The sequence below is a fragment of the Streptomyces caeni genome (genome assembly GCF_042678285.1).
GTDB classification, from domain to species: domain Bacteria; phylum Actinomycetota; class Actinomycetes; order Streptomycetales; family Streptomycetaceae; genus Streptomyces; species Streptomyces caeni.
The window spans coordinates 17,666-44,122 of record NZ_JBHUDX010000089.1 but is presented as its reverse complement, the minus strand read 5'-3'; the positions used below and the strand labels follow the sequence as shown (position 1 = coordinate 44,122).

Sequence of the window (26,457 nt, the reverse complement as noted above, 5' to 3'; positions counted from 1 at the left end):
ACACCCTGTCTGCGTTCCCGGACGCACCGTCAGCATTCGGAATGACTCGTCTAGGCCGGCCGCTGCTCGGCGACGCCCAGCACGCTCACCCGGATGCTCTGAATCCTCGGATCGACACGGCGCCCTCGACCGTGGTGGTCGAGGGCGCCGTTGCGGGCGCGTCAGCGGGTTGCTGTCGCCTTGGCGAGGGCCGTATCGAGATGCTGGCCGACCAGGGCTGGCGCGCCGGAGACGATGAGGAGCAGGCTTCCCTCACGTATCGCGGTCTGCTTGACGACGCTGTCCTGCCCACCGGAGGTGAAGGTCATCAGCTGGCTCCACTGCTGGTCGCCGAGCCGGGGCGCGGTCGTCTTCTGTGACGTGACGTTGATGGCGGTGCTGCCGGAGACGACTTGGTAGGTCGGGCAGCCGGTAATGGCGTCGAAGATCCGATCGATGCCGTCGGACAGCTTCGTGGAGGTGTCGCTGTACAGCTCCTCGGAGACCTCCGAACCGGCGCTGCCGCCGGTGTAGGTGAAGGACACCTTCGCCTTGTTGGGGAAGTCGAGGGAGCCGCTGGCCGCCGCGTCGCCGCCCAGCTTCTCCAGGGCGGGGCAGCCGGTGACGGTGACGTCGTCGTGGCTGGAGGTGTCCTCCGGCTTGCGGGTGTAGTCGGACCTGAGGTCGCTCTCGTCGAGCAGGCGGGGCTGAAGCGCGGCCGACGACAGCGGGGCGTCGCTCTGCTTGGTGGTGGCCGGGTGGTCTGCGGGGGCGGAGGACGGGGAGGTGGACTTCGCCTGGCTGGTGCCGGCGGAGCAGGCGGGCAGGGTGAGGGCGGCGGCGGTGAGGCCGAGGGCGGTGATGGTGAGGCGAACGCGCATGGGTGAACTGACCCCTGTGGTGCTCGGTGACGGTTGGACAGTGCGGGCCCGTGGGCCCGAGAAGGGGTCGAAGGAGTGGAGGTCAGCGGTGGCCGAGGTGCCGCAGGCAGTCCTCGAACGTGGCGTGGATGGCATCTCCCGGGCCGGAGTGTCGGTTGAACCACGCGGTGTCGAGACGGGTCTCGTGCTGCTCGTGGCCGGCCTGGCAGCGCAGCCAGACCTGGTCGTGGGTGGAGAGGATGAGCCACTCGCGGTAGGCGCCGCACTCGGCGCAGGCGACGACCTCGCCGTCCAGGACGACCGGCCACGGCCAGGGCATCACCCGGCCGTCGAGCTGGTCGTGGCTGGGGACGCGCAGCTCCGGCGGGAGGAAGTTGTCCACAACCGGCGCCGGCTCCGCGAGCTGATGCTCCTCCTGCATCTGCAGGACCGGCGGCACCTGGTCGGCCATCCGCAGCCACGCCTCGCACGCTTGGCGCTGCACCTCACTGAACTCTTCCTCTTCCGCGCGGCGGCGTCGTCGTATCCGGTGAAACACCCGGTGTCCTCCCTCGTCTCGTCCTGCACGCGTCATGATCGTGCGCGAAGTCCGCTGACCTGTTCGATTCACAAAGTCCACAGTCACGACCGGCCACGCCCAGGCCGGGCCTGTCCGGGGATGTGCTGCCCGGCGCGCTGTGCCGAGCGCTGTGCGGCGTGAGCGTCGGGCACCATGCCGGTGGTATCCGCAGGCAGGTCCGCTGCCCGGCGCAGCCGCCACACCAGGACGTCGCTGACGGACTCCGCCGTGTCCAGCTCCCGCCGACCCGCGGCGTCGGCGAGCAGGGCGGCCGGGTCGTGGCCAGCGGCTTCGGCGTCGGCGAGGGTGGCGGCGAGCGCGTACCAGCCGGGCTCGGCGAGGATCTGCTCGGCCAACTCCGGCAGCGCTGTGCGCAGCACCGTCGTCTGCCGCTGCCGCTGCCGCAGCGCCCGGCCCAGGCGCCGGCCTCGCTGGTAGAGGGCACCGAGGGGTTGGGCGGCGGCGGCCTGGTAGGCGGCGCGCAGATGTTCGGCGGCCTGGCGGGCGGCGGCGGCCTGCTGGGCGTGGTTCTTCTTCGCGTGCCAGTGGGCGGCGGCGGTGATGAGGAAGAACAGCATGTCGATCGCCATCGCGGTGGTCGCGCCGTCCTCGCCGCGGCCCAACGCCGGACCGCTATAGACGAGGTCACGGGCGGCCTGCCGCAGCGCTCGGTCGTGGCCACGCTCGGCGCGGACGTGGGAGCGGGAGGCCCGCTCGAACGCGAAGGCGGCGTCACGCAGTTCGCGCCTGGTGCGGGCCGCGGAGGTCTTCGCGAGCGCGTCCAGGACCTCGCCGGCAGCGGCAATGTACGCGGCGGCGATGGCGTCGTCGCCGTGCTCGATGACGGGCACCGCGTTCCACGCGGCCGAGGCCGTGCGTCGGCGGGCGGCGGCCGGGTCGCTCGGCGCCGCAGGGGCGGGCACATCTGCCGGTGTGGCGTCCTGGTCGCGAGTGTCGGCGGACCAGCGCTCCCGGATACGGGGCAGGGACAGATCGGGGGCCAGGCGGGCGCCGGGGTAGAAGACCGGTTCGCCGTCCTTGTTGCGGTCGTCGGGCAGGGCGACCTTGTAGCCGAGCAGGTCGCCGGAGGGGGCGACGCGCTTACGGATGATCAGGCCGGCGGCGGCCAGCCGGTCGAAGAACTCGGTCTCGCTGCTGGCGCCGGCCACCGCGCGGCGCACGGTTTCGCGCAGTTCCTCCCGCGCGGTGCGCTCGCGGCCCTGACGTTCGGCTTTGTGGCGCTCGGCGCTGGTGGGGCGTTGGGCCGCGGTGCCGTCGCCCTTGTTGAGCCGGCGCAAGCCCAGCTCCGCTTCCAAGGCGCGGGCCTGGGCCTGGGCGCGAGCGGCGTCGTGGTCGAGGTCGGGCTTGTAGCCGTCCTCACGGACGAGCGTGGCGACGATGTGAATGTGGTCGTCGGCATGCCGGACGGCCACCCACCGGCAGCCCGCGCCCTGTTCGGGGTAGTCGATACCGGTGGCGGCGACCATCCGGCGGGCCACCTCGCCCCACTCCTCGTCGGTCAGGATCCGGTCCTCGGCACTGTTGCGGACGGACAGATGCCACACGTGCTTCTTCGGCCGGTCAGCCTGGTCGATGTTCTCGACGGGTTGGTCCAGGAGCTGCTGGAGGTGCTTGAGGGTGGCAGACGGGTCGCGGCCGGGGTCGGGAGCGTTGTGGTCCCACGAGGCGACCAGGTGCGGGTCGATGTGCTCCTCGTGCTTCCCGGGCCCGTAGAGGTAGTAGAGGAGTCCGATGGTGCGCTGCCCGCGCTTTTGTATCCGGGGGATCATGCTGCTGTCCGAGGTCGTCGCTGGGAGTGGCGGGATGCGGGGCGGTAAGGGGAGCGAGCTCAGCGCTGCTCCAGCAGTCGGTCTGTGGCTGCCTGTACGCGGGTCACGGCGCGCTGGACCGCCGCGACGACCGCGTCGATTTCCGCTGGCTGGCCGCCGGAGTTGATGGCCCGGGCTATCTGGTTGAGGTTGTTGCCGACTTGTCCGAGGTGCCGGCGTGCGGCGAACAGCTCGGCGATCAGCTCGCGGTGGCCGGCGATGGCGGCGGCGGTGCTGTCGAGGTCGTGAGCGGCGGCGAGCCCGCTGCGGGCGAGGAAGCCTGGCAGGCTCGTACGGGTCGCGGTGGCGGCAGCGCAGAGCAGGGTCTTCTCGTCGCCGTTCAGGCGGACGCTGCAGACGTAATCACGCTTGTGCGAGGGCGGCTTGGGCGAGCGCTTGCGCGAGGTTTTCTTCGCGGCGCGCGGCTTGCGCAGTGAAGGCGTCTCCTCCAGATGCGATCCTCCCTCGGTCGCTGTCTCACGGACCAGCACCCCCCGGTGCTGGTCCGCTCTCGCCACCCCCGGGGCGGGCTTGGCCAAGGCGCGCTTCCCCGACGGGGAAGAGTGTCTTGGCCGATAACTTGCTCGCCCCGAGACCGAGTTGGAGTTGGGAGCAGGTTCCGGGGCGGTGCCGGTCTGGGTGGGGTTCGTCATCAGGATTCGGGCCTCGTGGAGCGGGTGTGCTGTTGGATGCTCGCGGCCAGCGCGAGGACGTCGGCCGGTCCCGTAAGGACGCGGACGGATCCTTCTGAGTGGCCCTGGACGAGCCACTGGCCGGTAGGCGCGAGGACGGCGGCGTGCAGGAGTCTCCGGCGGACCAGGACGTCCGCCCAGGCGCTGGCCTCGACGACCGTGGCCTCGGATGAGCGAACAGGACGCGGAATCAAGGCGTGTCTCCTCAAGCGGGGCGGGTGGCCCGGCACGGAGCCGGGCCCCCCTTTGCGATTAGGGGGCCTTGAGCGGGGTTTTGCCGGTTCAGCCGCACTCGGGGCAGCGACCGACGTGGCTGTTGAGCGCGCGGGCCATCCGCTGCTTCGTCGAGGCAGCCTGCTTCGCGCTGGACTTCGCTGCCGGCCTGCCCTCGTGCCGCTTTGAGTGGGCGAGCATGAAGCCGATCTCCCGCTCGTACTCCGCACGGACGGTGTCGAACTGGTGGCAGGTCTTCATCGGGCGGAGCTCCTTGTCGTCGTGGTGGCGTCACTCCGCAGTTCCTGGAGGACGAGGCTCAGCCGGTCGTTCCGGCCGCCCTTCAGGCCCTCACGGCGGAGAATCTCCCGCAGCTGGACCCGGGTGACGGACTCGTTGCCGTCCCGTTCGAGCAGGGCAGAGACGTGCGGACGGACCTGCTGGACGAGCTGGTCCACCGACTGCTCGAGCTCCCGCGGCGCGCGCTGCGTCTGCGGGCTGCGGGACCGGGCGCGCTTCCCCTTGGTCTTAGTCCGGGGCTTCGTGGCCGTCTTGCTCCGCAGAGGCACCGTGTGTCCCCGGTCCCCGGTGGGCTCGGTCCCCGTGTCGGTGTCGTTCGGTCCCCGGTCCCTGGTGGGCTCGGTCCCCGTGTCGGTGTCGTTCGGTCCCCGGTCCCCGGTGGGCTCGGTCCCCGTGTCGGTGTCGTTCGGTCCCCGGTCCCCGGTGGGCTCGGTCCCCGTGTCGGTGTCGTTCGGTCCCCGGTCCCCGGTGGGCTCGGTCCCCGACTCGGCGGCGTTCGGTCCTGGATGCGAATCAGGGCCTTGAGCAGCTACTTCTCGCGCAGTGCGGTCGGTCCCCACGCCTCCGGCGTCCCCCTGTGAGGCTTCCGGGTCGGTGGGACCGGTCCCCGGGACCCCACCTGTGGCTGGAACCTCGGTCCCCACCCTGGTCCCCGCGTTCTCGCCCCCGGTCCCCGCGCCATCCGACGCCTTAGAGTCCGCAATCTTGGGGACCGGTCCCCTCGGGGCGCTCGGTCCCCGGTCCCTGTACGACTCGTGGGGGCCGGGGGGATCGGCTGCGGGGACCGGCGCCGTCGAGGCCGGATGCGAGGGGACGGCGGCTGCCCTCGCGGTGATGTGCGCCGGGGACCAGGGCGAGGGAAGCGGGACCGTGGCGAGCGCGAGTGCGTGCCGGCGTGCGGCGAGCTGGTCGAGCAGCTGTGCGCGCTGGCGGGCGTCGGTCCCGACCGAGGCCCTGCCGACCGCCTTCGACAGGCGCCGCGTCAGCCGCCGGCCGCGTCGGCTCTGCTGCTGCTCGGGTGTGCGTTCGGCGAGGCGGACGGCGAGGGCGACTGCGCGGGCGGTGGCCCGGTCCCGGGTGATCTGTGCGGCGTCGCGGTCGCGTGCGGCGATCCCGAGGCGGGACAGCAGCCGCTCGCGTGCTTCCCGCCCCAGGACGGCGATCAGTCCGTGGGAGGCGGCACCCGGGGTGCGCAGGCGCAGCTCGATCCCCATGGCGAGGTGCCACAGCATCGCCGCCATGACCGGCCCGACGAAGGCCCTTACCGTGCCGCCGATAGGACCGCTCTCGGCATAGGCGGGGATCACCTGCACTCCGGTGATCACCCAGACCAACGTGCCCGGAAGGCCGGGGGCGCCCTCGGTGGCCAGGTTCTGCCGTGCCATTAGCGCCGTCGCGAAGAGCGCCAGCTCGGCTGCGGCGAACATGCCGGCCCGCTCGGCGGTGCCGGCCATGTTGAGGTAGTCGGCGGCGAACCGCCAGCTCGTGTCCGCGGAGTAGCAAGTACAGCCGAGGGCGGCAAGGGCAGCGACCTTGACCGCCGGACCGCTGAGACGTTTCTGCGGGCGTGTGCCCTGGCGCCGGATCGTCCAGGCGGTCAGCACCAGCACGACGGCGGCGGGCACCACGGCGGCGAGGAGGAGAGAGAGGTCCGGAGCGGCGCCGAGGGACAGGAAGGGGTGGGTCATGCGGCCTTTCCGAGAGAGGCGTGCGCCGGAGTCGACGCTGCCGGGCGGGCTGCTGGCTGCTGTGTGCCGGGTGCTGAGGCGGGCGGGGGGCCGCCTGCTGCTGGGGCGGTCTTCTTCCGCTTCTTCTTGGGCCGCGGCACGCCGTAGGTGCGGTCGCGGTCGAACACCTTGTTGGCCGCCTGCCGCAGCAGGTCGCGTGCGTGCTTGTGGCTGATCTGAAGGGCGGTGGCGAGCCGGTCGGGCCGCCAGCCGCGTACGTAGGCGTGGTCGATGACGACCTGCCGCTCGGCCTCGGTCAGATGCACGTCGCGTCCCAGGAAGAAGGAGGTTACGCGTCGGTAGTCGAGGCGCTGGTGCAGTCCGTCGTGCCAGGGACGCCGCTCGGCCTCGGTGAGGCCGCCCCAGATGCCCTCCTTGAGGACGTTCTCCAGGGCGAAGTTGAGGCAGTCGCTGCGTACCGGGCACCAGCCGCACAGCTCCTTCGCCTCGGCGATGGCTTCGTGGTCCCGCGGGAGCGGGAAGAAGACGGCGTCAGCGTCCTCGACGTCCATGCCGTGGCACGCTCCCTGGGTGTGCCAGTTGGTGTCTCCGATACTGCGCAGGCCGGTGGCCGGCGCGTCGTGGGTGGTGATGTGACGCAAGGGTGGTCTCCGATGTGCTGCCGCGTCGGCCGGCTGGGGCGGTGCTGGGCGCGGCGTCGGGTGGCCGCAGCGCGCGGGCGTGCGCCGCAGCCGGGGCGGGACGGTGATAGGGGGTAGCGGTGCATCGGGCGGGATGCACGCGACCGATGCGCCGGTCAGGCCACGGCGGGCTGCTGGACCTGCTCGCTCGGCTGGGCCTGCCGGGCGGCGGCGAGGTCGACGCGGCCGGGGTGCGGGGTGGCGCGCGGGGCGGTCGTGCGTACCCCGTCGTCGGGACCGATCCGGCGGCGACGACACGGCTCACCGGGCTGGGCCAGGCACCACTCGCACTTGACGCTCAGGGCGTCGGGCAGCCCCTGAGCGACGGCGGCCTCGCGGGCTGCGCGAGCGGGCCGATAGGGGGCGAGGGCTGCGCGGGCGGCGGGCGGTATGCAGGAGCCGATCTGCCGCAGCCTCGCCTCCAACCTTGGGTCGATGCGGTCGCGACCGCTGGTGATGGCTCTGGCCTGGGCGGGCTGCGCGGTGCCGGCGGCGACGGCGCGGCGGGTGCCGACCAGCTCGGCGGTCCAGGCGGCCTGGTCGTCCGGGTCGGCGGACGGCGTGGGATCGGAGTGCCGGGCCAGGCGGTCGCGACGGTAGCTCTCCCAGGGGCGGGCGACGTCCGCGGGCAGGATCTGGTACGGCGAGACTCTGATGTGCTGGCGGGCGGCGACGCGGGCGTCCCAGCCGTGCGGAGTGGCCATCGGCACGTCGCCAAGCAGCTCGTGCCACTGTGCGAGCTGGTCGCGTGCCTCGCCCTGGTTGGTGCGGATGGTGCGGGGGTCGAGTCGGCCGATGTAGGCCAGCAGGGCTGCGATTTCACGGCGGTCCACGACTACTGCTCCGTTCCGGTCGGCTCGTTCAGGGCGGCGAGAAGTGCGGCGGTGTGGGCCTCTGCCCGCGTCATGCCGCCGGGCTGGCCGGGACCCGTGCCGGGCACGGCGTAGAGGTTCGGGCGGCCAGGGGGGTGCTCCCGGGCGACCCAGGAACGCCAGTCGGCAGCCCACACAGCCGCCGGCCTCGGCTTGAAGCCGGAGCGGTGGGCACGCCACTTCGCGTCGGCCGCCTGCAGGCCCTGCTCGCCCAGACGGTCGAGGTGCCCCTGCTCGCGGGCCCAGGTGTGGGTGGCTGGGTCGACCTGCCACTCGGCAGCTGAGAGGACGGCAGCACCACCACTGCTGTACCTCCGGTTCAAATCCGGTTCACTACGGTTCTGTGTGCCGGTTTCCGGTACATCGCTGTGCCGGTTCCCGGCACGTCGAGGTGCCGGTTTCCGTCCGGACCTGCTGGATTCCGGTACTGCCGGTTTCCGGGCCCTCGCAGGGGATTCCGGCACCTCACGCGGGCGGATGTTGTAGCGCCGCAGGGCCGAGATCCGGAGCGCCGGGGTGGCTTCGGTCCCCTCCGCCGGCGTCTGGTCGGGGTCTTTGTCGTCCACGGTCTCCGCCAGGACCTTGGCGGCGAGGGGGAGGCGGTAGACGGTGCTGCGCTGCGGGCCGGTGAGGTCTTCGAGCTGCTCCAGCTCACCGGCGTCGACCAGACGGTCGATGGCTTCACGGACCGTGGAGACGGAGGCGCGGGTGCGCTTGGCCAGGCTCGACAGGGAGGCCCAGGAAACGCACTGCTCGTCGCCCACCCGGTCGGCGATCGACAGCAGGACCAGACGCGCCGTCCCCCGGCTGCAACTGTGCTCCCACACCCAGTCGCGGGCTTCGCTGCTCATCGGCAGCTCCCGACGAGCGGGCGGGTCCCGCAGCTCGGCGGGGCCATGAACGTGCGGTCCGGCTCGGGGCGCTGAGGCGCCGAGGCGGAGATGGCTGCCGCGCAGGCCAGGCGAAAGGGCCTTTTGCGCAGGGCAGGAGACATGCGATACTCCCCTTTGCAGTGTTGCCACGCTGACGCGCCCCTTGGAAGGACTCAGCGTGGTGATGGTGGGCAATCTCCGCCCTTGCCGGGGCGGGTATGCCGCTTAGCGTTCGGCGTCCGTGAGTTACCGCTCCCGGGCGCCGTCGCTGTTTGTGGACCTTCGCGGTCCGGTCCGTCCTCGTGCTCTCCTCATGTCCGTCGCTGCGGGCGGGCTGCCCGGGGACGACGAACATACGCACGGACCCGTATCAAGATCCAGACTTGGTTCTTAAACTCTGTACTGGTTGCAGAGAGTCATCGGATGATCGTGTGCCGCAAGTGTCCGTACGGCGCGACCTGGGGCGCACCCCCGCGTCGAAGCGCACCGTTGCCGCGGTTGCCTCGAACGCCGAGAGCGTGTCACTGTGTCCGAATTGGAACGGGTGTCTGTTATTCCCTGCAGTGGAAATGCGAGGCGGATGGGGTGTTTCCACTGCCGCCTCCGCGCTTTCCGGTCGAAGATAAAATCCTGCGTGCCAGACGTGACCTATGTCGCTGGCTGTGGCTTGTGCCACTCACCCGGCATACTCCTGCCGGTAGAAACGGACAGGCCGACCTGAAACAGGCGGTACGCGTCACACGGAAACGTGCTGGTGAGGAAGAACTTTCCATACAGTGGATCAGCTCGTCAACTCACGTTTATCGCGGGGTAGGGTGCTTGAAGTGACGACGAAGTCCACCCAGGAAAGGATCATGAAAGACTCGACCGAAGGCCAGGTGAGCCCCAAGGGGCTCATGGACCGCCTAAACCGCCTGTTCGACACAGTGCACCCGCCCGACCGCGGCCCCTTCAGCAACGCCGAGGTGGCCGAACTCATGGAGAAGCGCGGGCTGGGCAAACTGTCGGCCCAGTACCTCTGGCTCCTGCGGACCGGGCAGCGCGATAACCCGACGAAGCGTCACCTCGAAGCGCTAGCAGGGTTTTTCGGCGTGGACCCCGCATACTGGTTCGACGACGTCGTCGCCGAAAAGACCGTGCAGGAACTTGAGTTGCTCGCACTGCTTCGCGACACGAAGATCAAAAACGTGCTCCTTCGCCTGTCCGACGTTTCCGCAGACGGAAAGGATGCCGTCCTGGGAATCGTCGAGAGCGTACGAAAATCCGAGGGGTTGCCACCCTCAACTGGCTCGTAAAACGGCCGCGTTCAGTAAGTGATCAAGGAAAAGCAATGTGGTCCGCACGTAGGCTGCGCCGGCCTGACCTCTTGGCCGAGCTGCAGCTCCCGCACGTCACCAATATCCGCGACCTCAGCGACGAGGTCTCACGCCGCACGGGACGGAAGGTGGTCCTGGAGGCCCGTGAGCAGGCGCCCTCCGTGTGCGGGGCATGCGCCGTCACGGAGAGTGCCTTCCACGTGTACTACGACCCGCGGACCAGCTCCCTGCACCAGGACCACATCATCGCCCACGAGTTCAGCCACCTGCTGCTCGGCCACCACAAGAACCGCCCGGCGTCCGCGCTCTCCTCAACGATCTTCACCAGCGTGGGCTCGGCCACCGTCGAGATGATGCTGGGCCGTACCAAGTACGACGAGGACGAGGAGCGGGACACCGAACTCCTCGCCTCGTTGATCCAGCGCCGGATCATCGACCGGTGGCTGCGCAGCGACGAGTCCTCCGGAGACGAAGTGCAGGACCGGGTCACGCACACGCTGCTGCGCCGACGGGAGGCCCGGCCGTGAAGGACCTGCTCCACCCGATCAGCCTCGTCGTCGCCACGCTCGGCTTCCTCTGCTTGCTGCGGGACGTGCCGACCCGCCGCCGAGACCCCGCCTTCACCGCGCTGGCCGCCGTCTTCCTGCTGTCAGGGCTGTCGTTCCTGTTCTCCATCACACTGATGTGGCAGTACCTCGATCATGTCCTGGGCGTGGTGAACCTCTCCGTACCCCTGGCGATGGGGTGCGTGGTCGCGCTGCTCGCCTGCCAGCAGATCGTCCTCACCTACTGGGGATCACCCCCCGAAGTTGCCCGGAGGAGGGCACGGGAGTGGCTAGCCGCCGGCTTCGCTGTGATCGCAGGGCTGCTGGTGCTGTTCGCCCTGCTGACGCCGAACGCGCCGCGACCGATCAACTTCACGCTGTACTACGCGCATGATGGCTGGTACGCCGCGTATCTCACCCTGTACGTCACGGCCTACACCATCGGTGAACTGTCCCTCGCCCGTGCCTGCTGGCGACTGGCCCGCCGCAGCACACGCGGGTCCGTCCGTATCGGCCTGCGCATCGTCGCCCTCGGCGCGACCGTCACTCTCGGATACAGCGCCGTGCGCATCGGGAACGTGATCGCCGGCGCCTTCAACGCGTCGCTCGCAGAGTGGGAGGGCTTCGCGTGGACCTGCGGCGATGTCGGCGCCATGCTCACGCTCATCGGCTGGCTAGTGCCCACCATCAACGATCAGGCTCAGAGCCTCCAGTACCGGATCAAGCAATACCGCAGCTACTACGGCCTACGCCCCCTGTGGCTGGCGTTCTACAGCGAGGCGCCCGAGATCGCACTGCCGATCGACCGAGTCGACCCGGCCCAGAGGCGCCGCTTCCGCAGCATCTCGATCCGGCTCTACCGCCGAGCAGTCGAGATCCGAGACGGACGGTTCGTGATCCGTCAGTACCTTGATGCCGCAGTCCGCGAAGCCAGCGAAGCCCGCCACCGGGCGCGAGGGCTTCACGGAGAAGAGCTGTCCGCGGCCGTCACCGCCGACCAGATCCTCGCCGGAATCGCCGCCCGGGCCGCCGGTACCCGCCCGGAGACCGACCAGCTCACCGAGTTCGCCGACTCCAAACGCCAGACCAGCAGGCCCATGGACGACATCGACGCTCTCCTCGACGTCGCGCGCCACCTGCCCCGCCAGCCCGCCCGAGCCCCCCACCTTGAGCAGGTCTCAGCATGACGACCGACCTCACCCACCAGCCCGCCCACGTCCAGCTACAGGCCCTGGATCGCCGCGAGATCTCCAGCCGCGAACTGCTCGACCTCCACCTGGCCAAGATCGACGCCAGCCAGATCAACGCCATCGTCACCCGCGACGACAGCGCTGCCCCAGCCCTCGCACACGCGGCCGACGAACGCCGCGCCCGCAACGAGAGCACCGGCATCCTCGACGGCCTTCCCCTCACGATCAAGGACAGCTTCGAGACGGCCGGCCTGCGCACCACCAGCGGTGCCGAAGACCTCGCCGATCACGTTCCCGCACACGACGCCGACGCCGTCGCCCGGCTCCGTTACCAAGGCGCCGTCATCATGGGCAAGACCAATACCCCGGCGTACTGCCAGGACTTGCACACCGACAACGTCCTGTTCGGCCCCACGCTTAACCCGCATGACCCCAAGCGCACTACCGGCGGCTCCTCCGGCGGCCCCGCCGCAGCAGTCGCCGCCCGTCTGACCCCCGCCGACCTCGGCAGCGACCTCGCCGGCTCCCTGCGGCTCCCCGCCCACTACTGCGGTGTCTACGGCCTGCGCCCCACACAGGGACTCATCCCAGCCCGCGGCCACGTCCCTCGCCCGCCGGGGTGGATCACCAGCAGCGACATGGTCACCCCCGGCCCCCTGGCCCGGCACCCCCGAGACCTCGACCTGCTCCTCGCCGCACTGACGACACCGTCACCCGACGAGAACAACCCCTGGAGCGTCACGCTGCCCACGGCGCAACGCGAGATCGGCCAGCTCCGCGTGGCAGTGTGGGCCGACGACGCGAGCTGCTCAGTCGACCGCCACACCGCCGATGCTCTCGCCACCGTCGAACAAACGCTGACCTCCGCTGGCGCGAGTGTCCGCCACACCACGGGGCCGGTCGGCTTCGCTGACTCTCTGCGCCTCTTCGAGCAGCTCCTTTACGCCACCACGACCGCAGCCACCGACGACGACGCCGGCGCCGCCGAACTCGCCGCTGCCCGTGACCTGCACACGGACGATGCGAGCCCTCGAGCCGCCTTCCTCCGCCACCGAACGCAGACACACCGTGTCTGGCTCCGCGCCAACGAGGAGCGCCTCCGGCTCCGGCAGACGTGGCACCGGTTCTTCGCCGACGCCCAGCACGATGTCCTCATTACGCCCGCCGCTCCTACTGCGGCGATCCCGGCCGGGAGCCGCTCTCTCGTGGTCGACGGCGTTGAGCGGAGCTTCTTCGACCAGACCGGCTGGGCCAACCTGACCAGCCACGTCGGTCTGCCCAGCCTGGTCATGCCTGCTGCGCGTAGCGCCGATGGCCTCCCGATCGGTGTGCAACTGGTAGGATCGGCCTATTCGGAGCGGTCCTTGCTCGTGATGGCCGAGCACCTGGCGCCTCTGCTCGGCGGGACGGCCGCGGGCGTCATCGGATCATGGAGCGGATGACCTCTGCGTCGCCGTTGCAGGTGATGACGGCACCTTCATCGTCGGTGGGCGGTTCGAACCGAGCGAAGAAGTCGTCCAAGGCTTCGGGAGTCACGTTCAAGGCATTGGCGTCCTTGCGCTGGTTGCGCGCGGCGAGGCGCCGCAGGAGCTCCTCCCTGGAGGCTGGCAGGTAGACGAGCAGCGGGAGTCCGCCCGCGGCCTGGACTGTCTTCTTCCATTCCTCGCGATCGGAACGACGCCACAGGCCGTGGTCGAGGACGACGGCACGGCCCGCGCGCAGGTGCTCCGTGAGCTGCGCACGTACGGTCTCGACCGCAGGAGCCTCGCGCTCGAAATACCCGTGCTCGGGGTAGTCGACCCCATACCGGCCGTGGAGGCGGTGGACCTCCTCGTCAACGCTGAGGCGGACAAGGCCCATCGCGGCGAGGGCCTGTGCAAGGTGCGTCTTGCCGGAGCCGGTGATCCCGATGAGCAGGACGGCGGTCGGCTTGCTCACGATGTCGCGCTCCCTCGCGGTACTGCTGAAAGCTGCTGCTTACGTGCGGTCGCGTGGTCCGTAGACGGCGGCTGCCTGGCCGGTGTGGAGGGCCCAGTATCGGTCTCCGTAGCTGAAATGCCACCACTCCGTTGGATAGTTCACAAAACCGGCGGCTGACATGACGCGGCAGAGCGTGTCGCGATGGGCCCGGGCGGCGCCGATGATCGAGTTCGCGTGGGTGTAACAGGCGCCGTCGCTTTCCTCTGGGGAGGCGTTCATCCTCGTCCCCATGTCCACCTCCTGACCGTCCGGGGCGGCGAGGGTCAGGTCGACGGCCGCGCCGGCGCTGTGCGGCGCGATCTCCGGTGGGGAGACGTAGCGGCTCGCGGCCTCGTGGACGCGGCTGTCGCTCCAGTCGGGGTTTCCGCGACGCAGCTTGGTCGCGTACTCCTCGAAGTACGCCCGCTGGAGCGCCGGAGGCCGGTACCCCTCGACGACGAGCAGGCGGAACTCAGTGAGAAGCAGTCGCTGGGCGTGTTCCAGGCGCTCGATGAGCCCGTGCCGCAGGTGCGCGAAGTGGCCGTCGGAGTCCTGCTTGCGTTGATCGACGAGGAACAGGCCGGACGCCCGTATGTCGATGAGTTCCTCGCCGCAGTCCTGAACGGGGATGGCGGCGACCCGAGGGTCGGACATCAGCACGATCTTCAACTACGTCTCCTTCGACGCTAAAAAGAGGAGTGGCGCGACAGGTGTACGTCGGTGTTGGCGGTCAGACCAGGCCGTTGGCCGGCGTGGCCGCAGGTCCGGATGCGAAACGCGTGGAGTGCGCTGGCGAGTGGTCGATGGCCAGGTTCGCCCAACCTCTCCTTGGACGAACTCCACGCCGTCCACGTCCGTGTGGGCGGAGATGACGCGTTCGTGCTGGGTCGGGGACAGCTCGATTCCGGTGACGCGGGCTCCGTGCGCTCGGGCGAGATGGACGGCGTGGTGGCCAGCTCCCGAACCGATGTTCAGGACGCTGCGGCCGGTGACGTCACCGAGGACTTCTGCTCCCGGTCCGACCCCTTCCCAAGGCGTCCAGGTGAGCTGGTCGGGGACGGGCGGGGTGTAGGCGTGAGCCAGTTGTCGGCCATACATATGCCAGGCCCGTGTGTTGGTGTCCTCGGCGGCCACGATTGCCTCCTGGGTGGGCGCGCTGGGGATCAGGTGTGCGTGGTGAGGTAGGCGGGGCCTTCGCCACGACGGGCCCGTTCGATGGCGTCGAGGCGAGCGAAGGCGCGCGGCGCCATCAGGCCCTGCCAGGTGGCGAGGTCGTGCACGGCCCACATGTCGTGCTCGGCGGGATCGAGTCGGATCCGACCGAGCTGCTCTGCGGTGAGCCGGCCTCCGTCGAAGATGAGCCCTATCTTGTTCAGCGGCAGGCGGGGCCCGGCGTGCAGGAAGTGCGTCAGGAGAAGCTTTGGCGTGTCCAGGCCCAGTTGGAGGCCGGTCTCTTCGACCGCTTCGCGGCGAGCGGTTTGCAGCGGGTCCTCTCCTTGGGCGTCCAGGTTGCCGCCCGGGAACTGCCAGAGGCGCGAGCCGTAGACCGAGCGCAGTTGAACCGGCCGGTCGTGTTCGTCGCGGATGTACAGGCAGCCGTACACCGTATGGTGGGGGACGGTCTGCGCGTACTGCGCGGGCGTCATCGGCATCGGTCGGCCTGGCCGTGCAGGGCGGTGGTCGAATGCGAAGGCGAGGACGCCGAGGCGCTCCTTGGCTGGCGGGTAGATGCTGCGCAGGTTGGCGAGCAGTTCTCCGGGCGGCCCGTTCGGGTCGATGCGCGCAGGGTCCTCTGAACTGAGCAGATCCTCGAAGGAGGGGTACGGGGTGATCCGCTGCACGATGACGTCGAGCTCCCGGCCTGTGTCGCGGTCGTGGAAGACGACCGTGTCGCCGACGGCAACGGCGCGCTTCTGCGGGGTGGCCACCCTCACTTCGATCGTTTTGCGTCCTGCCTCTACTTGACGGTAGTACCGCGGGAGCAGGTGCATGTGGTGCTCCCGCGGTCCACCTCCTGTCGCCGGGCTCGGGACAGATGAGATCGACTGTTGGGTGTCGTCAGGCACGTGTGCCTCCGATCGATGGTCTGGCTGGTCCAGAGTTGAAAAGGGCGGTCGTTCGTCTCAGCTCAGCCGCATCCCCTCCGCAGGGACTTCGTCGATTGCGGTGGGGCGAGCGGTGGGCAGGCCCCAACGCTCTCGGGCTGTCTCAGCGGCGAGTCGGGCTTGCCGCGCTCCTGGCGGCCCCCATCCCAGAAGGGCAGCTGCCTGGGCGGGGGTTGCGAGCAGGCGTGCGAAGGGGTGGCCGGTGGCGGGGTCGACGGTCGCCGGCCCGATATCGGTGACCCGGGCGGCTAGGCGGAGCCGGGCGTTGGGGCCCACTCCGCCGTAGACCTCGCCGGTCTCGTCCAGCACCCAGCCCAGTCGCACCGGGTCGGTCAGGGTGAGCTGGGCTTCCTCGGCGGCTTCGCGGTGGAGGGTGTCCTCGGGTGTCGTGTCGGTCCTTTCCACAGTGCCGCCTGGCAGCATGGGCAGGGCGCCCCGGGGGCTTGGGTCGGCGACGAGGACGACCCGGCCGTCGGGTACGAAGCACCACGCCCAGGCTTGCTGCACGGGGAGCCGTTCAGGGACAGGGTCACGGTTGAGGGGGCTGTCCCACAGGGGCCGGTAGCGGACGTGGACGTCATGGCGGTCCAGGGGTGGGATATCGAGGATGTGCCGGCCGTCGGCGAGGTGGGCGGTGGCGGTGTTCCCGAGGCGGGCGCGGTAGGCGGCTAGCATGATCTGCCCGTCCACGGGGCGCAGCCGCTGCATCGCGTCCCGCGTTTCGAGGAAGGCGTACTCGGATAGTTCCTTGCGCGGCAGGCGGATCGCCTTCGCCTGGTCAGGGGTGAGGGTTCCGCCGTCGAAGACGTAGCGGATCTCTCCGGGGCATGGGATGCCGCGCCGGATGGCGGCGTGGTGTGACGAGAGGGAGTGGACGGCGAGCACGCTCGCCAGGGGCAGGTTCGGCAGACTCAGTTCTTCGGTGATCTCGCGTCGGCAGGCGTCGTGCGGGTGTTCGCCGGGTTCAACGACTCCTCCGGGCAACAGCCACCGGTCGTCCTCATGGTAGGTGGGGTGTACCAGCAGGACGCGGCCGACCTGGTCGGTGACGATCGCGGCGGCGCCGAGCCACACCGCGTGCCGGGAGGACACGGCGTACTGCGCTGCCGAGAGGGCAGCCCGAGGTGCAACGCGATCCGAAGGGGAAGCGGGGGAAGTCACGTGGCTCTGCCTTTCAGGACGGTGGGCGGGCGTGTCATGGCGCGGACGGGGGAGCGTGGATCAGGCGGCGCCGCCGCTCCGTCGCTGCAGCTCTCACTGGGACTGGAACAGCCTCAGTTCCTGGGTGAGTTGGTCGTAGGTGCTTTCCTGGATGATCTGTCCTTCGTCCAGGACGCCGATCCGGTTGCTGATGGCCACGTTGGTGAGTCGCGTTGGCGGCAGGGTGTGGACTGTGCTGCCGATCGGCGTCCGCGAGCGGACGACCGGCATGCCTGGGCCGGCTTCGGCAGCCCGGCGACGGACATCAGCCGCTCGGCGTGCGGGCTGGTGATGAACCGCACGGTAGCGTGGCCGCGGACCGGGGCGGTTCTGGGGCGAGAGTGATCTTCATCCACGGAACGGCGTTCTCTCGGAAGGAATGCCCGACGGGCTCGATACCGCGTTGGTGGGGGAGGTCGAGACTGAAGCCGGTCACCATGATCATGTCTGTGGAGTCAGCGACGGAGATCAGGTGGGTGCCGCAGCGGGGGCAGAACCCGCGGCGAAGGTCTGGCCATGTCGAGTACCAGGTTGGTTGACCGCCGGGGCCTGTCCAGGCCAGCCCGTTCTTGTGGAAGCCGACCCAGAGTACGGCTGGACCGCCGGAGATCCGGGTTTCGTGAGGACATGAGCACAGATGGGGATCATCCGGGAGGCCGCTTACCTCGTATGCGATGTCACCGCACTGGCATCGGCCGGTTCGGATCTCTGGGGCCAGGAGGGTGACAGCCTGTTCGGTGGCTTCGGATCCGTCGGCTTGCTGGCTCTCGGACACCAGGCGGGGCGGTGTGTGCACCAGCACCGGGTCACCGGAAGGACTGCGTGTGGTGTTGCAGATTTCGCGCTCGGTTTGTTCGGAGGGGCGGGTCGTCTCGGCCATGGATCTCCTCGGGGAAATGGGATGCGGACGGCAGGGTCGTGGAGGCTTCTAGCAGGTGCAGGGATCGATGGGTGGGACTCGACGCCCGTGAGCCGGGGTTCCGTCGGGCTCACGTATGCCGGACATAGCAGGCCGTCCTGGTCCGGCGCGCTTCAGCGCCAGCCCCACGTCTTTCGTCCGGCCCGGTCTACGGCGACGGCACACGGCCCGGCCACTGGAACACGAGGCGGCTGTGGGGCTTGTCCAGGACGTCGCCGGCGGGTAGCTGGCGGTCGGGGGTGCTAGCCGGGTGAACGGTCAGGACAGGGTCGTTTTGCTTGCCGTCGTTCGTGCGTACGTCGCGGTCCCAGGCTCTCACCGTGGCCGCCAGCTGCTCGGCGAGCTGCGGGCCGTGCTGGCCGAAGGCGTGGACGACCCACTCCCACTCCTTTTCGGCAGGGCTGTCACCGTGCCGGGTCTGGACGTGGATGAGGTAGGCCAGTGAGGCGTCGCCGAGGATCGCCGGCGCATCGCCGTCCTTCGCGATCTGGGTGACGCCCGTGCCTTTGTCCCGGTGGGCGGACAGACGGACGAAGCCTGGCAATGTGGTGGCCGCGTAGAGCTGCAGCGAGCCGAAGTAGAAGGCCGCCCCCATGGTGACCCCGGTGGCGACCTGGTGGCGCGGCCCGCGCAGCGCCTCTTCCAATCCCTTCGTCGAGGCGGGGGTGCCGTCTTCGAATCGGAGCTTCAGCTCGCCGTCGAGGAGGTCCACGGCCGGGATAGGGCGGGCGTGTTCGCCCTGGGCGCGGAGGAATCCGCAGTGCGTGAACTTTCGCGCGTGCAGTACCTCGCAGCGTCGCTCGAACGCGATCGCCCTGGTGTATCCGTGGATTTCGAGGGGCAGGACTAGGCGCCCGCCCTCAGCGACCTGCTCCCGCCAGGCTGGGGAGATGTCCCAGGAGTTGTAGGTGATCACGGTTGCGTCGAAGCCGCCGCGCGGTACGAGGTGTGAGGGGGCGCCGAGTGCCGCATCGCCGTGGAACGCGGTGACACGGCCGCTGCCGGCCTCTGTGGTCAACCGCCGGGTGCGGTGTACGACGTAGGGGTCGATGTCGCCGGTGACCACCCTGCCCGTGAGGCCGGCCACATGGGCGATGAGCTCGGCGTTGTAGCCGCCGGATCCCGCCTCGAACACGATCGCTCCCGGCTTCAGGCACAGGCTTTGGAGCATGTCGGCCTGGAGCCAGGCAGCGGACACCGAACTGGTCGCCTTCCCCGTCTCGTCGCGGCGGGTGACGACGGCCCGGTCGCCGCCGTCGTACGCGGTCTTCAGGGCTTTCTCGGGGACGAAGCGGTGCCGGGGCACCGTGCGCAGCGCCTGCTGTACCGGTTCGGAGGGCGCCCAGCCGCCGTCGATGACCGTCTGGGTCATCTGCTGGCGCAGCCGGACAGCTTCGGCCGGTTCACCGGGCACGGGCGGCTGGTCGATCGCGAGCGGATAGGAGTGGACCGGTGCAAGGCCAGGAATAACCCCGGGCCAGGTCGCGCCCAGGGCCTGCGCGGCTGGAGCGAACACGGGACCGAGGCAGGCCACGGCGTGCAGGTCATGCCACTCCCACCGGTCGAACAACTGCCGTTCTCGGTTGGCGAGGGTGCCGGACCATGCGGTGATACGGACGACCGCGGTGAGCCGCGGCACGCCGTGGCTGTCGTCGGCCAGCATCGTGACCACGTGCGCGTCCGAGGCCGAGGCGGTCAGGCCCGTCTCCTCGGCCAGTTCCCGAACCGCCGCCGCTTCGAAGGACTCCGCACCACTGGTCTTCCCGCCGGGAAGTTCCCACATGCCCCGGCGCGAGCGGCCGAGCAGGACCCGGCCGGCCTCGTCGGTGACGACCGCAAGGGCGCCTGTCACAGCCAGACCGGTGGGCGGTCGCTGTCGCTCCACCGCCCGGGTGCCGGTGTGGCACGGGCCGCGCAGGACCAGGACAGCGAGCTGGTCCGCCTCCAGCCGCTCGACGGTCTCCCAGCCTTCGGCGAGCAGGCGGACCTCGTCCTCGTCGAGGGCGATGTCCCGTCGTTCGGCCGGGGTGTGCTCGACCACGGGGGTGATGGCCACAAGCGTGCCGCCGGGCCGCACTCGTTCACCGAGCCCGTGCAGGACGCGGCTGCGATCGCGCAGGAAGGGGTACATCAGCCGCATGGTGACCAGGTCGTAGCCGTCCTCGTGCAGATCTGCCGGGTCGTCGCGCTCGATGTCCAGGCAGATCCAGCGCACCCGCTCGACGTCGGCGTGTTCGTCCCGGGCCCGGGCGAGAGCACTGTCGGCGAAGTCGACGGCGTCCACCGTGTAGCCGAGGGAGGAAAGGTAGGCGGCCAGGCTGCCGGTGCCGCAGCCCACATCGAGCGCCCGTCCGCCGCCATCGGGAACGGGAGCGTGCTCGGCGAGCAGGGCCCGCTCGCGCTCACCGAGTTCCCGGAACCCCTTGCCGTCGGCATAGTGCTGCTGCCACTGGTCGCGGACGACGTACGCCACGGGCGTGCTCCTCAACTGCTCTTCAGCTGGTGGGTGGTGTGGTGTGCTGGTCAAAGACGGTCCGTTGCGCGGAGCCGGGCCAGGGTGCGGCGGCCTCGCTCGACGAGTTCCGGATCGCCGTGGGCGGCGCCGTATTGGATGCCGGAGACGGCATCCAATACGGACAGGACGACCAGGTGCTCTTCTTCGGCGAGGGACAGGGGGCGGCCGTAGCCGGTCATCAGGGCCTCGTGCAGGTCCGGCCGGCCGTGCCAGGCGTCGGACAGGCGGACGAAGTCCCTGACGGCCGGACCGTGTTCGCTTCTTTCGAAGTCGATCACGTACAACGTGCCAGTCGTCTTCTCCCAGCGAAGGTTCCGCCGCTGGAAGTCGCCGTGCGTGGGAACCCTCTCCAGTGCCGGCAGACCTGCTGCCCCCTTTGTGGTGGCGCGGATGAATGCCTCGTCCCCGGGCTCAAGGTAGGCGCGTGCGCCGTCCAGGTGCCGTTCCAGCTTCTCAAGTGGCATGGAGTCGGGGAGGGGCGGCAGTGCCGGGGCGCTGCGGTGGATGGTTGCCGCGAGCTGCCCGATGCGGTGGAAGATCCGTCGCTCTTGTTCGGGTGGGTGGACGGCGCCGTGCAGAGAACGGCCTGGCACCGCGGTGAGGACGACGGCCCGTAGTGATTTATCGGCGGCCATCAGCCGGGGTGCCATCGGGCCCAGACGGGGGACCCAGCTGCGGAAGGCGGCCACCTCGCGCTGGTGGAAGCGGTCGTTCTGGTGGGTCTTGACGAACCACACCCCATCCTCGGCATCGCGTGCCCGCCACACCTGGCTGCCCTTACGTGCCCAGGAGACATCCGTCCAGTCGGTGATCCGGCCGACCGCCCGCTCGACGAAGCCCCGCACCGCGTCCTCGGGCATCGTGCTGCCTGGGCCGGCGTGGGGGAGGAGGCGCAGCCGGTCGACGGCCGGGTCGTAGGCGATGGGATCGCCGGGCTCCTGGAAGTGCAGGGCGAGCCGGGCTCCGGCCCGGTAGGCGTCCAGCCCGGCCCGGCAGTAGGCCACCATCGGCTGTGGCAGCGCGTCGAGCGGGAACCAGGCCATGGCGTCGCACCGGTCCGGCTCCATGACGCGGGGGCTGCCACGCCAGTGCCGGACCTCGAAGAAGAACCCCACGCGCGTGCCCCCGCCGGGGGAACGGTGGTGCACGGTGACGGCCGCGCGGACATCAGCGGGGTCGACGAGGACGCCCGTCTCCTCTCCGGTCTCCCGCACGAGCGCGGTGACGACATCCTCTCCGGGGTCGAGGTGACCAGATGGGAGGTGCCAAAGTCCTGTCGCGTAGACGTCGCCGGCCCGCCGGGACAGGAGCACTTCGGTGCCGGCCTCGGTATCGCGGACCGCGACCAGGTGCACGTCCAGCGGCTCGGTGTGCCGCCCCCCGCTCACCGGTCACCGCCGGGGCGGCGGGCGAGCAGCACGGTGAACACAGCGTACTCAATGAGCCCTTCATTTCGTCCGTGTTCCTCCAGCAGCAAATGAGCCTCCTGCTCGAACCGTGCGTGCAGATCGCCGAAGAGCGCCGGGCGGGCGAAGCTCGTGCTGCGCAGATAGCCGACCACAGCTGCGGGTGTCCACCTGCGGCGGACTGGGAACCGGTGCTCGGTGACGTCGCTGAACGCGGACTCGGCGAGGTCGTCCTCGTAACGGCGCACCGGCTCTGTGTACGCCCCAGCGGTGCCGGCCCGTCGCTCGGGGCCGAGGTAGGACTGGATGAGCCGCTTCAGCTCCGTCGTCCATTGCGTTGGGTGGGTCCAGAGGCTGCCATCCCCCATGATCGCCATGCTGGCCCCGGGAGCGGTGACGCGGTCGGCCATCGAGAGGACTGCGGGCCGAGGCATCCAGTGAAACGCCCGCGCGCAGGTGACCAGGTCTGCTCGGTAGCCGTCGAACGGCGGCGTGAAGTCTTCGGCTCCGACGCGGTGGAAGCCAGCGGGGCAGTCACCTAGGAGCGGGGCGAGGGTTTCAGCGGCCTCGCGGAGCATCCCTGCGTCCGGATCCACTAAGTCCAGGCGGGCCACATGCGCAAGAGCGGGGAGCAGCGCAGCTGCAACCTGTCCGGTCCCGGAGCCGAGATCGAGCACGACAGGCCGAGCGACACCTCTCACTGTGCCGACGAGTAGGCGGACCGCTTCGGACGGGATGCCCGGCCGGTATCGGGCGTAATCGGCCGCCGCAGAGGCGAACAGGTCCCCGGACTCTTCATCCGGGCGGCCCCTCATGCCTGCTCCAGCAGCGCGCGCAGCGCGGCGGCGTCCGCCTGGAGCTGTACTTCGTCCGGGCGGTTTGTATCTAGGGCCGTCCACGGGAGCGGCCCGCCTGGCGCCGGGTCGGCGTGGTCGGCGTAGCGGGGCACGATGTGGGTGTGGAGGTGGGGCACCACGTTGCCGAGGGTGGAGTAGTTCATCTTCACCGGCTGGTAGAACGTCGTCAGGGCCTTACCGAGCGTGAGGGTGTCGGCCCAGTACGCGGCGGCGTGGGCGTCTGAGAGGTCGGTGGGCTCGGCGACGTGCGGTGCGCCGCGGTGAATGAGTACGCAGTAGCCCCGGACCTGGCCCGAGCGCCACAGGTAGGCGTTGGCCACTTCGCCCTGGTGGAGCAGGATCCCCCAGCCGATGTCGTCGGCGGCGAAGTCGTTGTCACACATGGGGCAGCCCTGGCCGTCGCGGTGGCGGAGGAATTCCTCGGACCACCCGGCCGGTCGACTGGGGCCGTCGGCGGGCGGGGGAACGGGGTGCCGTTGCTGGGTCATGGACAACTCCCGAGCGATGGAGACGTCTGGTGGGGGACGGCGGCGAGCGGGGGCAGCGTCCAGGTGAGGGCCATCCGGCCGGGACCGGAGGCGACGCGCTGCGGGCCCCCGCCGTCCGGAATATCGACCCGGTACGTGTCCGGACGGCCCGCCCGCTCCCAAGCGTCGTGGACGTTTTCGAGTTCGGCCCACACATCACGCGGCCCGTGCACGCGGACCGTGCCGTCGCCGGGGCCGGCCACCGCCCAGGAATCCTCGTCCGGGGCGACGATGGTCATCGTGTCGGCCTGGAAATCCCTGACCAAGCCCGGTGCCAGGTACGCGGCGGCGATCCAGAGGCCGTGGGCGTCATCGTCGGGCGGCGCGAGCCGGGTTGGGCGCGGTCGGCCGGGGTCAGCCTTGACCTTGGGCCGGTGGGTCACGGCGGTGAGCCACTCGTAGCCGAGCAGGGGCCGGTGGCCGCGCGGCCTGCCCGTCAGCACCGCCTGAAGCCTGCCCTTCATCGTGCGAGTGGCGCGCATCTGACCTGGCCAGCTGGGCGTTCTGGTCACGAGCGTGGTCAGCAGCGTTCCGCCGGGGGCGAGCTGCTCCACCCAGGCCAGCGGGATGCAGGGCACGCCGATGCCGGAATGGATCCGGTCATACGGTGCCCCGGTGGCGTGTCCGTTGAGCGCGTCACCTTCGACGACCGTCGCTTCCAGCCCGAGCCGGTCCAGGTTCCGCTGGGCGAACACGCTCATATGCGGATCGCGTTCGACCCCGGTGGCACGGCCAGGGCCCGTGATGGCAGCGGCGAGCGCCAGGGAGATCCCCGGACCCGAACCAAGGTCCAGGAACCGCTGCCCACAATCCAGTTGGAGGCATTGCAACACCTCAACGGTGGCAGGGGCGTAAGTGCTCATGGAGGTCATGTGGCCGCCGGTCACCGGTCCCGGCGAAGGGCGTCCAGCGGCTCGCCGTCACGCTGGAGCAGGACGGAGTCGCCGCTGTGGACGAGGTCGAGCCACTCCGCCTGGTCGTCGGGGTGCGAGCCGTCGAGTAGCCGCCAGTCGATCGGATCCGCGCCTGGGCCACTGACCCGGACATACGCGTGGGGGAGAAGCACTTCCCGCTGCACACGCAGGAGGGCGTCGCGCAGCCGCGGGTCGGTCAGCACGCCGTCGGCGACGAGGCGGTCGACCATCGCGGTGCGGGCGGCGGCCGTTGCGGCGAGCAGGTCAGCGGACATCCTCGGACGCTGGGACGTGCTCGATCCAGAACCCTCTCCTCGTTCCTGACCGGTTGGCCCTACGTCCGTCCTTCTCGTGCTTGCACCGGGAGGCGCGGGTGTATCCGGGATCCCTGCGCGGTGTTTGCAAGAGAGGTCCGGCTGTTGGGCGGCTTCAGGACCAGGCCGGTGCGTGTCCATCTCCGGGGCGCTCACTTTTGCCGCTCCCAACCGATCTCGGTATACAGCCGGCCGGCACGAATCCCCTCGATGGCCGCTCGGGTGTAGGGAACGGTCGGCTCCGGCAGGCGGTCGGCAGGCCACCAGGTCCAACGGAGGCACTTGTCCGGCTCCAGTACGTTGGGCTCGCCCGCCCATTGGCTGGGCCGGAAGAACAGTTGAACGCGCGGTACGGCGTCCTCGTGGTCGAGGAGGTGCACCGTATGCACGAGGGTGAGGTCCTCCTCGGCGACGACCAGCTTCGCCTCCTCCATCGCCTCCCGTGCGACGCAGCTCCGGGCCGGTTCTCGTTCCACATGGCCTGCGAGCAGATGCCACTGGCCGCCCGCGTATGCCGAATCCGGGTGCCGCTGCCCGAGCAGCACCATGCCGTCCCGCTCCAGGTACAGGTGGCCGCCGATCACATTCAGTTCCGCGCTCACGCCGTACCACCTCCGCCCACCGCGGGATTGCGCTGTCCGTCGCCGGCGGGGGCGGCGCCGGGTGAAGGTGAGGGGACGGGTGGTTGCATGAGTGGATCTCCTGGATGGGAGGGGACGGGCTGGGCTCCGGGCATCTGGCGGAGGCCGCGTAGTGGGGAGCGGTAGAGAACCACGAGGGGGACGAGGAGCAGGCAGGTGCCGACGACCAGGGTGGGCCGTACGCCGATCTGTGTCCCGAGGCCGCCCGCGACCAGGGCGGCCACCGGCCGGGCGCCTGAGGTGAGCCAGGTACTGACGGCCTGCATGCGGGCCTGCATGTCATCGGCGGTGACGACCTGACGAATGGAGCGCTGGGTGGTTCCCGCCGCCGCGGCGCAGGCCAGCTGGAGAAACAGGGCGGCGCCGATGCCGATCTGCCAGGCCAGGGCTGGGGAAGCGAGCAGCAGCGGGATCTGGGTGAGCGGGGTGAGCGCGAGCGCGACGAGCATCATCGGCCCGGGCCCGTACCGTCGCGCGAGGGCCGGGGCGGCAAGCGCTCCTGCCGCCGCGCCGAGGGCTCCCAGCCCCAGGACCACGCCGAAGGCGGTCGGGCTCATCGAAAGGGACTTGAGCAGGTACAGGGCCCACAAGGTGTTGAGGAGTGCCAGGGCGGCCGAGGTAGTCGCGTTGACCAGGGTCAGTGTGCGCAGCCGATGGTCACGGCGTACGTACCGCAGGCCCTCACCGATCTCGGTGTGCAGACGGTGGCTTCCTGCTCGCGCCCGGGTGGTTTCGCGTGTCTGGATGCGGGCGGTGCACCAGGCGCTGACGAGGTAGGAGCCGACGTCGCCGAGCAGTGCCCGGGCCGGTCCGAGGAGCGCGGTCAGGGTGGCGCCGAGGTTGCTGCCGGCGGTGGCGGCGACGGCGAACAGGGCTCCGATACGGCTGTTGCTCCGTTGGATCAGGGACCGGTCGACCAAGCTGGGCAGGAGACTGATCGCGGCGGCATCATGCAGCACCCCTGCCGCACCCTGCACCGCAGCGACCACCATGAGCTGGGTCAGGGACAGCCTGTCCAGCGCCACCGCTGCGGGCACGCTGGCCAGCGCGGCGGCGCTGACCAGATCTCCGGTGATCATCTGCTTCCGTTTGGAGCGCCGGTCGGCCAGCGCTCCGGCGTGCAATGCCAGTAGCGCGGGCGGGAGTTGGCCCATGAACGTGATCCAGGCGACCTGGGCAGGGCTGGCATCCAGTTGAAGAACGGCCAGCACGGGCAGGGCCATCGAGCTGATCGAGCTGCCGGCCACACTGGCGGCCTGGCCGGTCAGGTACCGACGGAAGTCTTGGTGCCGCCACAGCGACGTCCGCCCGGCCGACGAGACGGGGTCACACGAGGAGGACATGACCTACTCCCTCGGCTTCCGTCGGGCGCACGCCTGGTACGACCGTGGCTGCGTGATCGTGTTGCTCGGGCATCCCGGGCACCGCAGTGTCCACGGCCGGGTCGCTGGCGCCGCGGAGCAGAAACCCCTTCCGCCGCAGAA

At 70.1% G+C, this 26,457-nt stretch carries 28 protein-coding genes; 4 read left to right on the top strand and 24 right to left on the bottom strand.

The genetic code is table 11. The features are described 5' to 3' along the window. Positions 1–161 precede the first annotated feature (161 nt). From ACFSL4_RS29660 to ACFSL4_RS29615, 10 genes are all read right to left on the bottom strand, one after another. Positions 162–860, bottom strand: a complete 699-nt coding sequence (locus tag ACFSL4_RS29660; RefSeq protein ID WP_381089549.1) for a hypothetical protein — start codon at positions 858–860, stop codon at positions 162–164. Between the two features lie 82 nt (positions 861–942). After that, entirely contained in the window at positions 943–1,398 is a 456-nt protein-coding gene (locus tag ACFSL4_RS29655; protein WP_381089546.1) for a hypothetical protein, read from the bottom strand. An 83-nt stretch (positions 1,399–1,481) separates the two neighbouring features. Next, a complete protein-coding gene (locus ACFSL4_RS29650; protein WP_381089543.1) occupies positions 1,482–3,209 on the bottom strand; it encodes a relaxase/mobilization nuclease domain-containing protein in 1,728 nt (575 codons plus the stop codon). Between the two features lie 59 nt (positions 3,210–3,268). Then, entirely contained in the window at positions 3,269–3,787 is a 519-nt protein-coding gene (mobC, locus tag ACFSL4_RS29645) for a plasmid mobilization relaxosome protein MobC (RefSeq protein WP_381089540.1), read from the bottom strand. Between the two features lie 113 nt (positions 3,788–3,900). After that, positions 3,901–4,134 (bottom strand): hypothetical protein, encoded by a 234-nt coding sequence (locus ACFSL4_RS29640; RefSeq protein ID WP_006143111.1) that lies wholly within the window; start codon positions 4,132–4,134, stop codon positions 3,901–3,903. Positions 4,135–4,222: 88 nt separating this feature from the next. Then, on the bottom strand, positions 4,223–4,414 hold the full coding sequence (locus ACFSL4_RS29635) for a hypothetical protein (RefSeq protein ID WP_055493674.1): 192 nt from the start codon (positions 4,412–4,414) through the stop codon (positions 4,223–4,225). Beyond that, entirely contained in the window at positions 4,411–6,141 is a 1,731-nt protein-coding gene (locus tag ACFSL4_RS29630) for a collagen-like domain-containing protein (protein ID WP_381089535.1), read from the bottom strand. The genes ACFSL4_RS29635 and ACFSL4_RS29630 overlap by 4 nt, the downstream gene beginning before the upstream one ends. Then, positions 6,138–6,782, bottom strand: coding sequence for a WhiB family transcriptional regulator (locus ACFSL4_RS29625; RefSeq protein WP_040896654.1), 645 nt, complete (start codon positions 6,780–6,782; stop codon positions 6,138–6,140). Before ACFSL4_RS29625 ends, ACFSL4_RS29630 begins: the two co-directional genes overlap by 4 nt. 155 nt (positions 6,783–6,937) lie before the next feature. Continuing rightward, positions 6,938–7,654, bottom strand: a complete 717-nt coding sequence (locus ACFSL4_RS29620; protein ID WP_055493677.1) for a zinc finger domain-containing protein — start codon at positions 7,652–7,654, stop codon at positions 6,938–6,940. 2 nt (positions 7,655–7,656) lie between these two features. Beyond that, positions 7,657–8,544 (bottom strand): helix-turn-helix domain-containing protein, encoded by an 888-nt coding sequence (locus ACFSL4_RS29615; protein ID WP_381089529.1) that lies wholly within the window; start codon positions 8,542–8,544, stop codon positions 7,657–7,659. Positions 8,545–9,389: 845 nt separating this feature from the next. Here ACFSL4_RS29615 and ACFSL4_RS29610 point away from each other — a divergent pair. From ACFSL4_RS29610 to ACFSL4_RS29595, 4 genes are read left to right on the top strand one after another with little or no spacing between them, the layout of a single operon-like run. Beyond that, positions 9,390–9,860, top strand: coding sequence for an XRE family transcriptional regulator (locus ACFSL4_RS29610; protein WP_234377040.1), 471 nt, complete (start codon positions 9,390–9,392; stop codon positions 9,858–9,860). A gap of 35 nt (positions 9,861–9,895) precedes the next feature. After that, a complete protein-coding gene (locus ACFSL4_RS29605; RefSeq protein ID WP_245765974.1) occupies positions 9,896–10,408 on the top strand; it encodes a hypothetical protein in 513 nt (170 codons plus the stop codon). Then, the gene (locus tag ACFSL4_RS29600) at positions 10,405–11,613 is read left to right on the top strand and encodes an MAB_1171c family putative transporter (RefSeq protein ID WP_381089524.1); all 1,209 of its coding nucleotides are present in this window, start codon (positions 10,405–10,407) and stop codon (positions 11,611–11,613) included. The genes ACFSL4_RS29605 and ACFSL4_RS29600 overlap by 4 nt, the downstream gene beginning before the upstream one ends. Continuing rightward, entirely contained in the window at positions 11,610–13,058 is a 1,449-nt protein-coding gene (locus ACFSL4_RS29595; protein ID WP_381089521.1) for an amidase family protein, read from the top strand. Before ACFSL4_RS29600 ends, ACFSL4_RS29595 begins: the two co-directional genes overlap by 4 nt. Here ACFSL4_RS29595 and ACFSL4_RS29590 read toward each other — a convergent pair. From ACFSL4_RS29590 to ACFSL4_RS29525, 14 genes are all read right to left on the bottom strand, one after another. Next, positions 13,036–13,554: a P-loop nucleotide/nucleoside kinase family protein gene (locus ACFSL4_RS29590; protein WP_145870844.1), complete on the bottom strand. Its 519-nt coding sequence runs from the start codon at positions 13,552–13,554 to the stop codon at positions 13,036–13,038. The genes ACFSL4_RS29595 and ACFSL4_RS29590 overlap by 23 nt on opposite strands. Before the next feature lie 39 nt (positions 13,555–13,593). Continuing rightward, on the bottom strand, positions 13,594–14,229 hold the full coding sequence (locus ACFSL4_RS29585) for a M15 family metallopeptidase (RefSeq protein ID WP_381089558.1): 636 nt from the start codon (positions 14,227–14,229) through the stop codon (positions 13,594–13,596). Between the two features lie 15 nt (positions 14,230–14,244). Then, complete coding sequence (locus ACFSL4_RS29580; protein WP_381089555.1) at positions 14,245–14,673, bottom strand: SAM-dependent methyltransferase; 429 nt, start codon at positions 14,671–14,673, stop codon at positions 14,245–14,247. A 65-nt stretch (positions 14,674–14,738) separates the two neighbouring features. Beyond that, positions 14,739–15,503, bottom strand: coding sequence for an NUDIX domain-containing protein (locus tag ACFSL4_RS29575; RefSeq protein ID WP_381089517.1), 765 nt, complete (start codon positions 15,501–15,503; stop codon positions 14,739–14,741). 195 nt (positions 15,504–15,698) lie between these two features. Continuing rightward, entirely contained in the window at positions 15,699–16,772 is a 1,074-nt protein-coding gene (locus tag ACFSL4_RS29570; protein WP_381089514.1) for an NUDIX hydrolase, read from the bottom strand. 373 nt (positions 16,773–17,145) lie between these two features. Continuing rightward, entirely contained in the window at positions 17,146–17,760 is a 615-nt protein-coding gene (locus tag ACFSL4_RS29565) for a GFA family protein (protein WP_381089511.1), read from the bottom strand. Between the two features lie 187 nt (positions 17,761–17,947). After that, positions 17,948–20,272 (bottom strand): methyltransferase, FxLD system, encoded by a 2,325-nt coding sequence (gene fxlM, locus ACFSL4_RS29560; RefSeq protein ID WP_381089508.1) that lies wholly within the window; start codon positions 20,270–20,272, stop codon positions 17,948–17,950. Between the two features lie 50 nt (positions 20,273–20,322). Then, positions 20,323–21,702, bottom strand: coding sequence for a phosphotransferase (locus ACFSL4_RS29555; RefSeq protein WP_381089505.1), 1,380 nt, complete (start codon positions 21,700–21,702; stop codon positions 20,323–20,325). Next, positions 21,699–22,397, bottom strand: a complete 699-nt coding sequence (locus ACFSL4_RS29550) for a class I SAM-dependent methyltransferase (protein WP_381089502.1) — start codon at positions 22,395–22,397, stop codon at positions 21,699–21,701. The genes ACFSL4_RS29555 and ACFSL4_RS29550 overlap by 4 nt, the downstream gene beginning before the upstream one ends. Before the next feature lie 134 nt (positions 22,398–22,531). After that, complete coding sequence (locus ACFSL4_RS29545) at positions 22,532–23,065, bottom strand: HIT family protein (protein ID WP_381089499.1); 534 nt, start codon at positions 23,063–23,065, stop codon at positions 22,532–22,534. After that, on the bottom strand, positions 23,062–23,976 hold the full coding sequence (locus ACFSL4_RS29540; protein ID WP_381089496.1) for a methyltransferase domain-containing protein: 915 nt from the start codon (positions 23,974–23,976) through the stop codon (positions 23,062–23,064). The genes ACFSL4_RS29545 and ACFSL4_RS29540 overlap by 4 nt, the downstream gene beginning before the upstream one ends. A gap of 11 nt (positions 23,977–23,987) precedes the next feature. Continuing rightward, positions 23,988–24,293 carry a hypothetical protein gene (locus tag ACFSL4_RS29535; RefSeq protein ID WP_381089493.1) on the bottom strand — a complete coding sequence of 102 codons (306 nt, stop codon included), beginning with the start codon at positions 24,291–24,293 and terminating at the stop codon, positions 23,988–23,990. A gap of 191 nt (positions 24,294–24,484) precedes the next feature. After that, positions 24,485–24,934, bottom strand: coding sequence for an NUDIX hydrolase (locus ACFSL4_RS29530; RefSeq protein WP_381089490.1), 450 nt, complete (start codon positions 24,932–24,934; stop codon positions 24,485–24,487). Then, complete coding sequence (locus ACFSL4_RS29525; RefSeq protein ID WP_381089487.1) at positions 24,931–26,316, bottom strand: MFS transporter; 1,386 nt, start codon at positions 26,314–26,316, stop codon at positions 24,931–24,933. The genes ACFSL4_RS29530 and ACFSL4_RS29525 overlap by 4 nt, the downstream gene beginning before the upstream one ends. Positions 26,317–26,457: the final 141 nt, after the last annotated feature.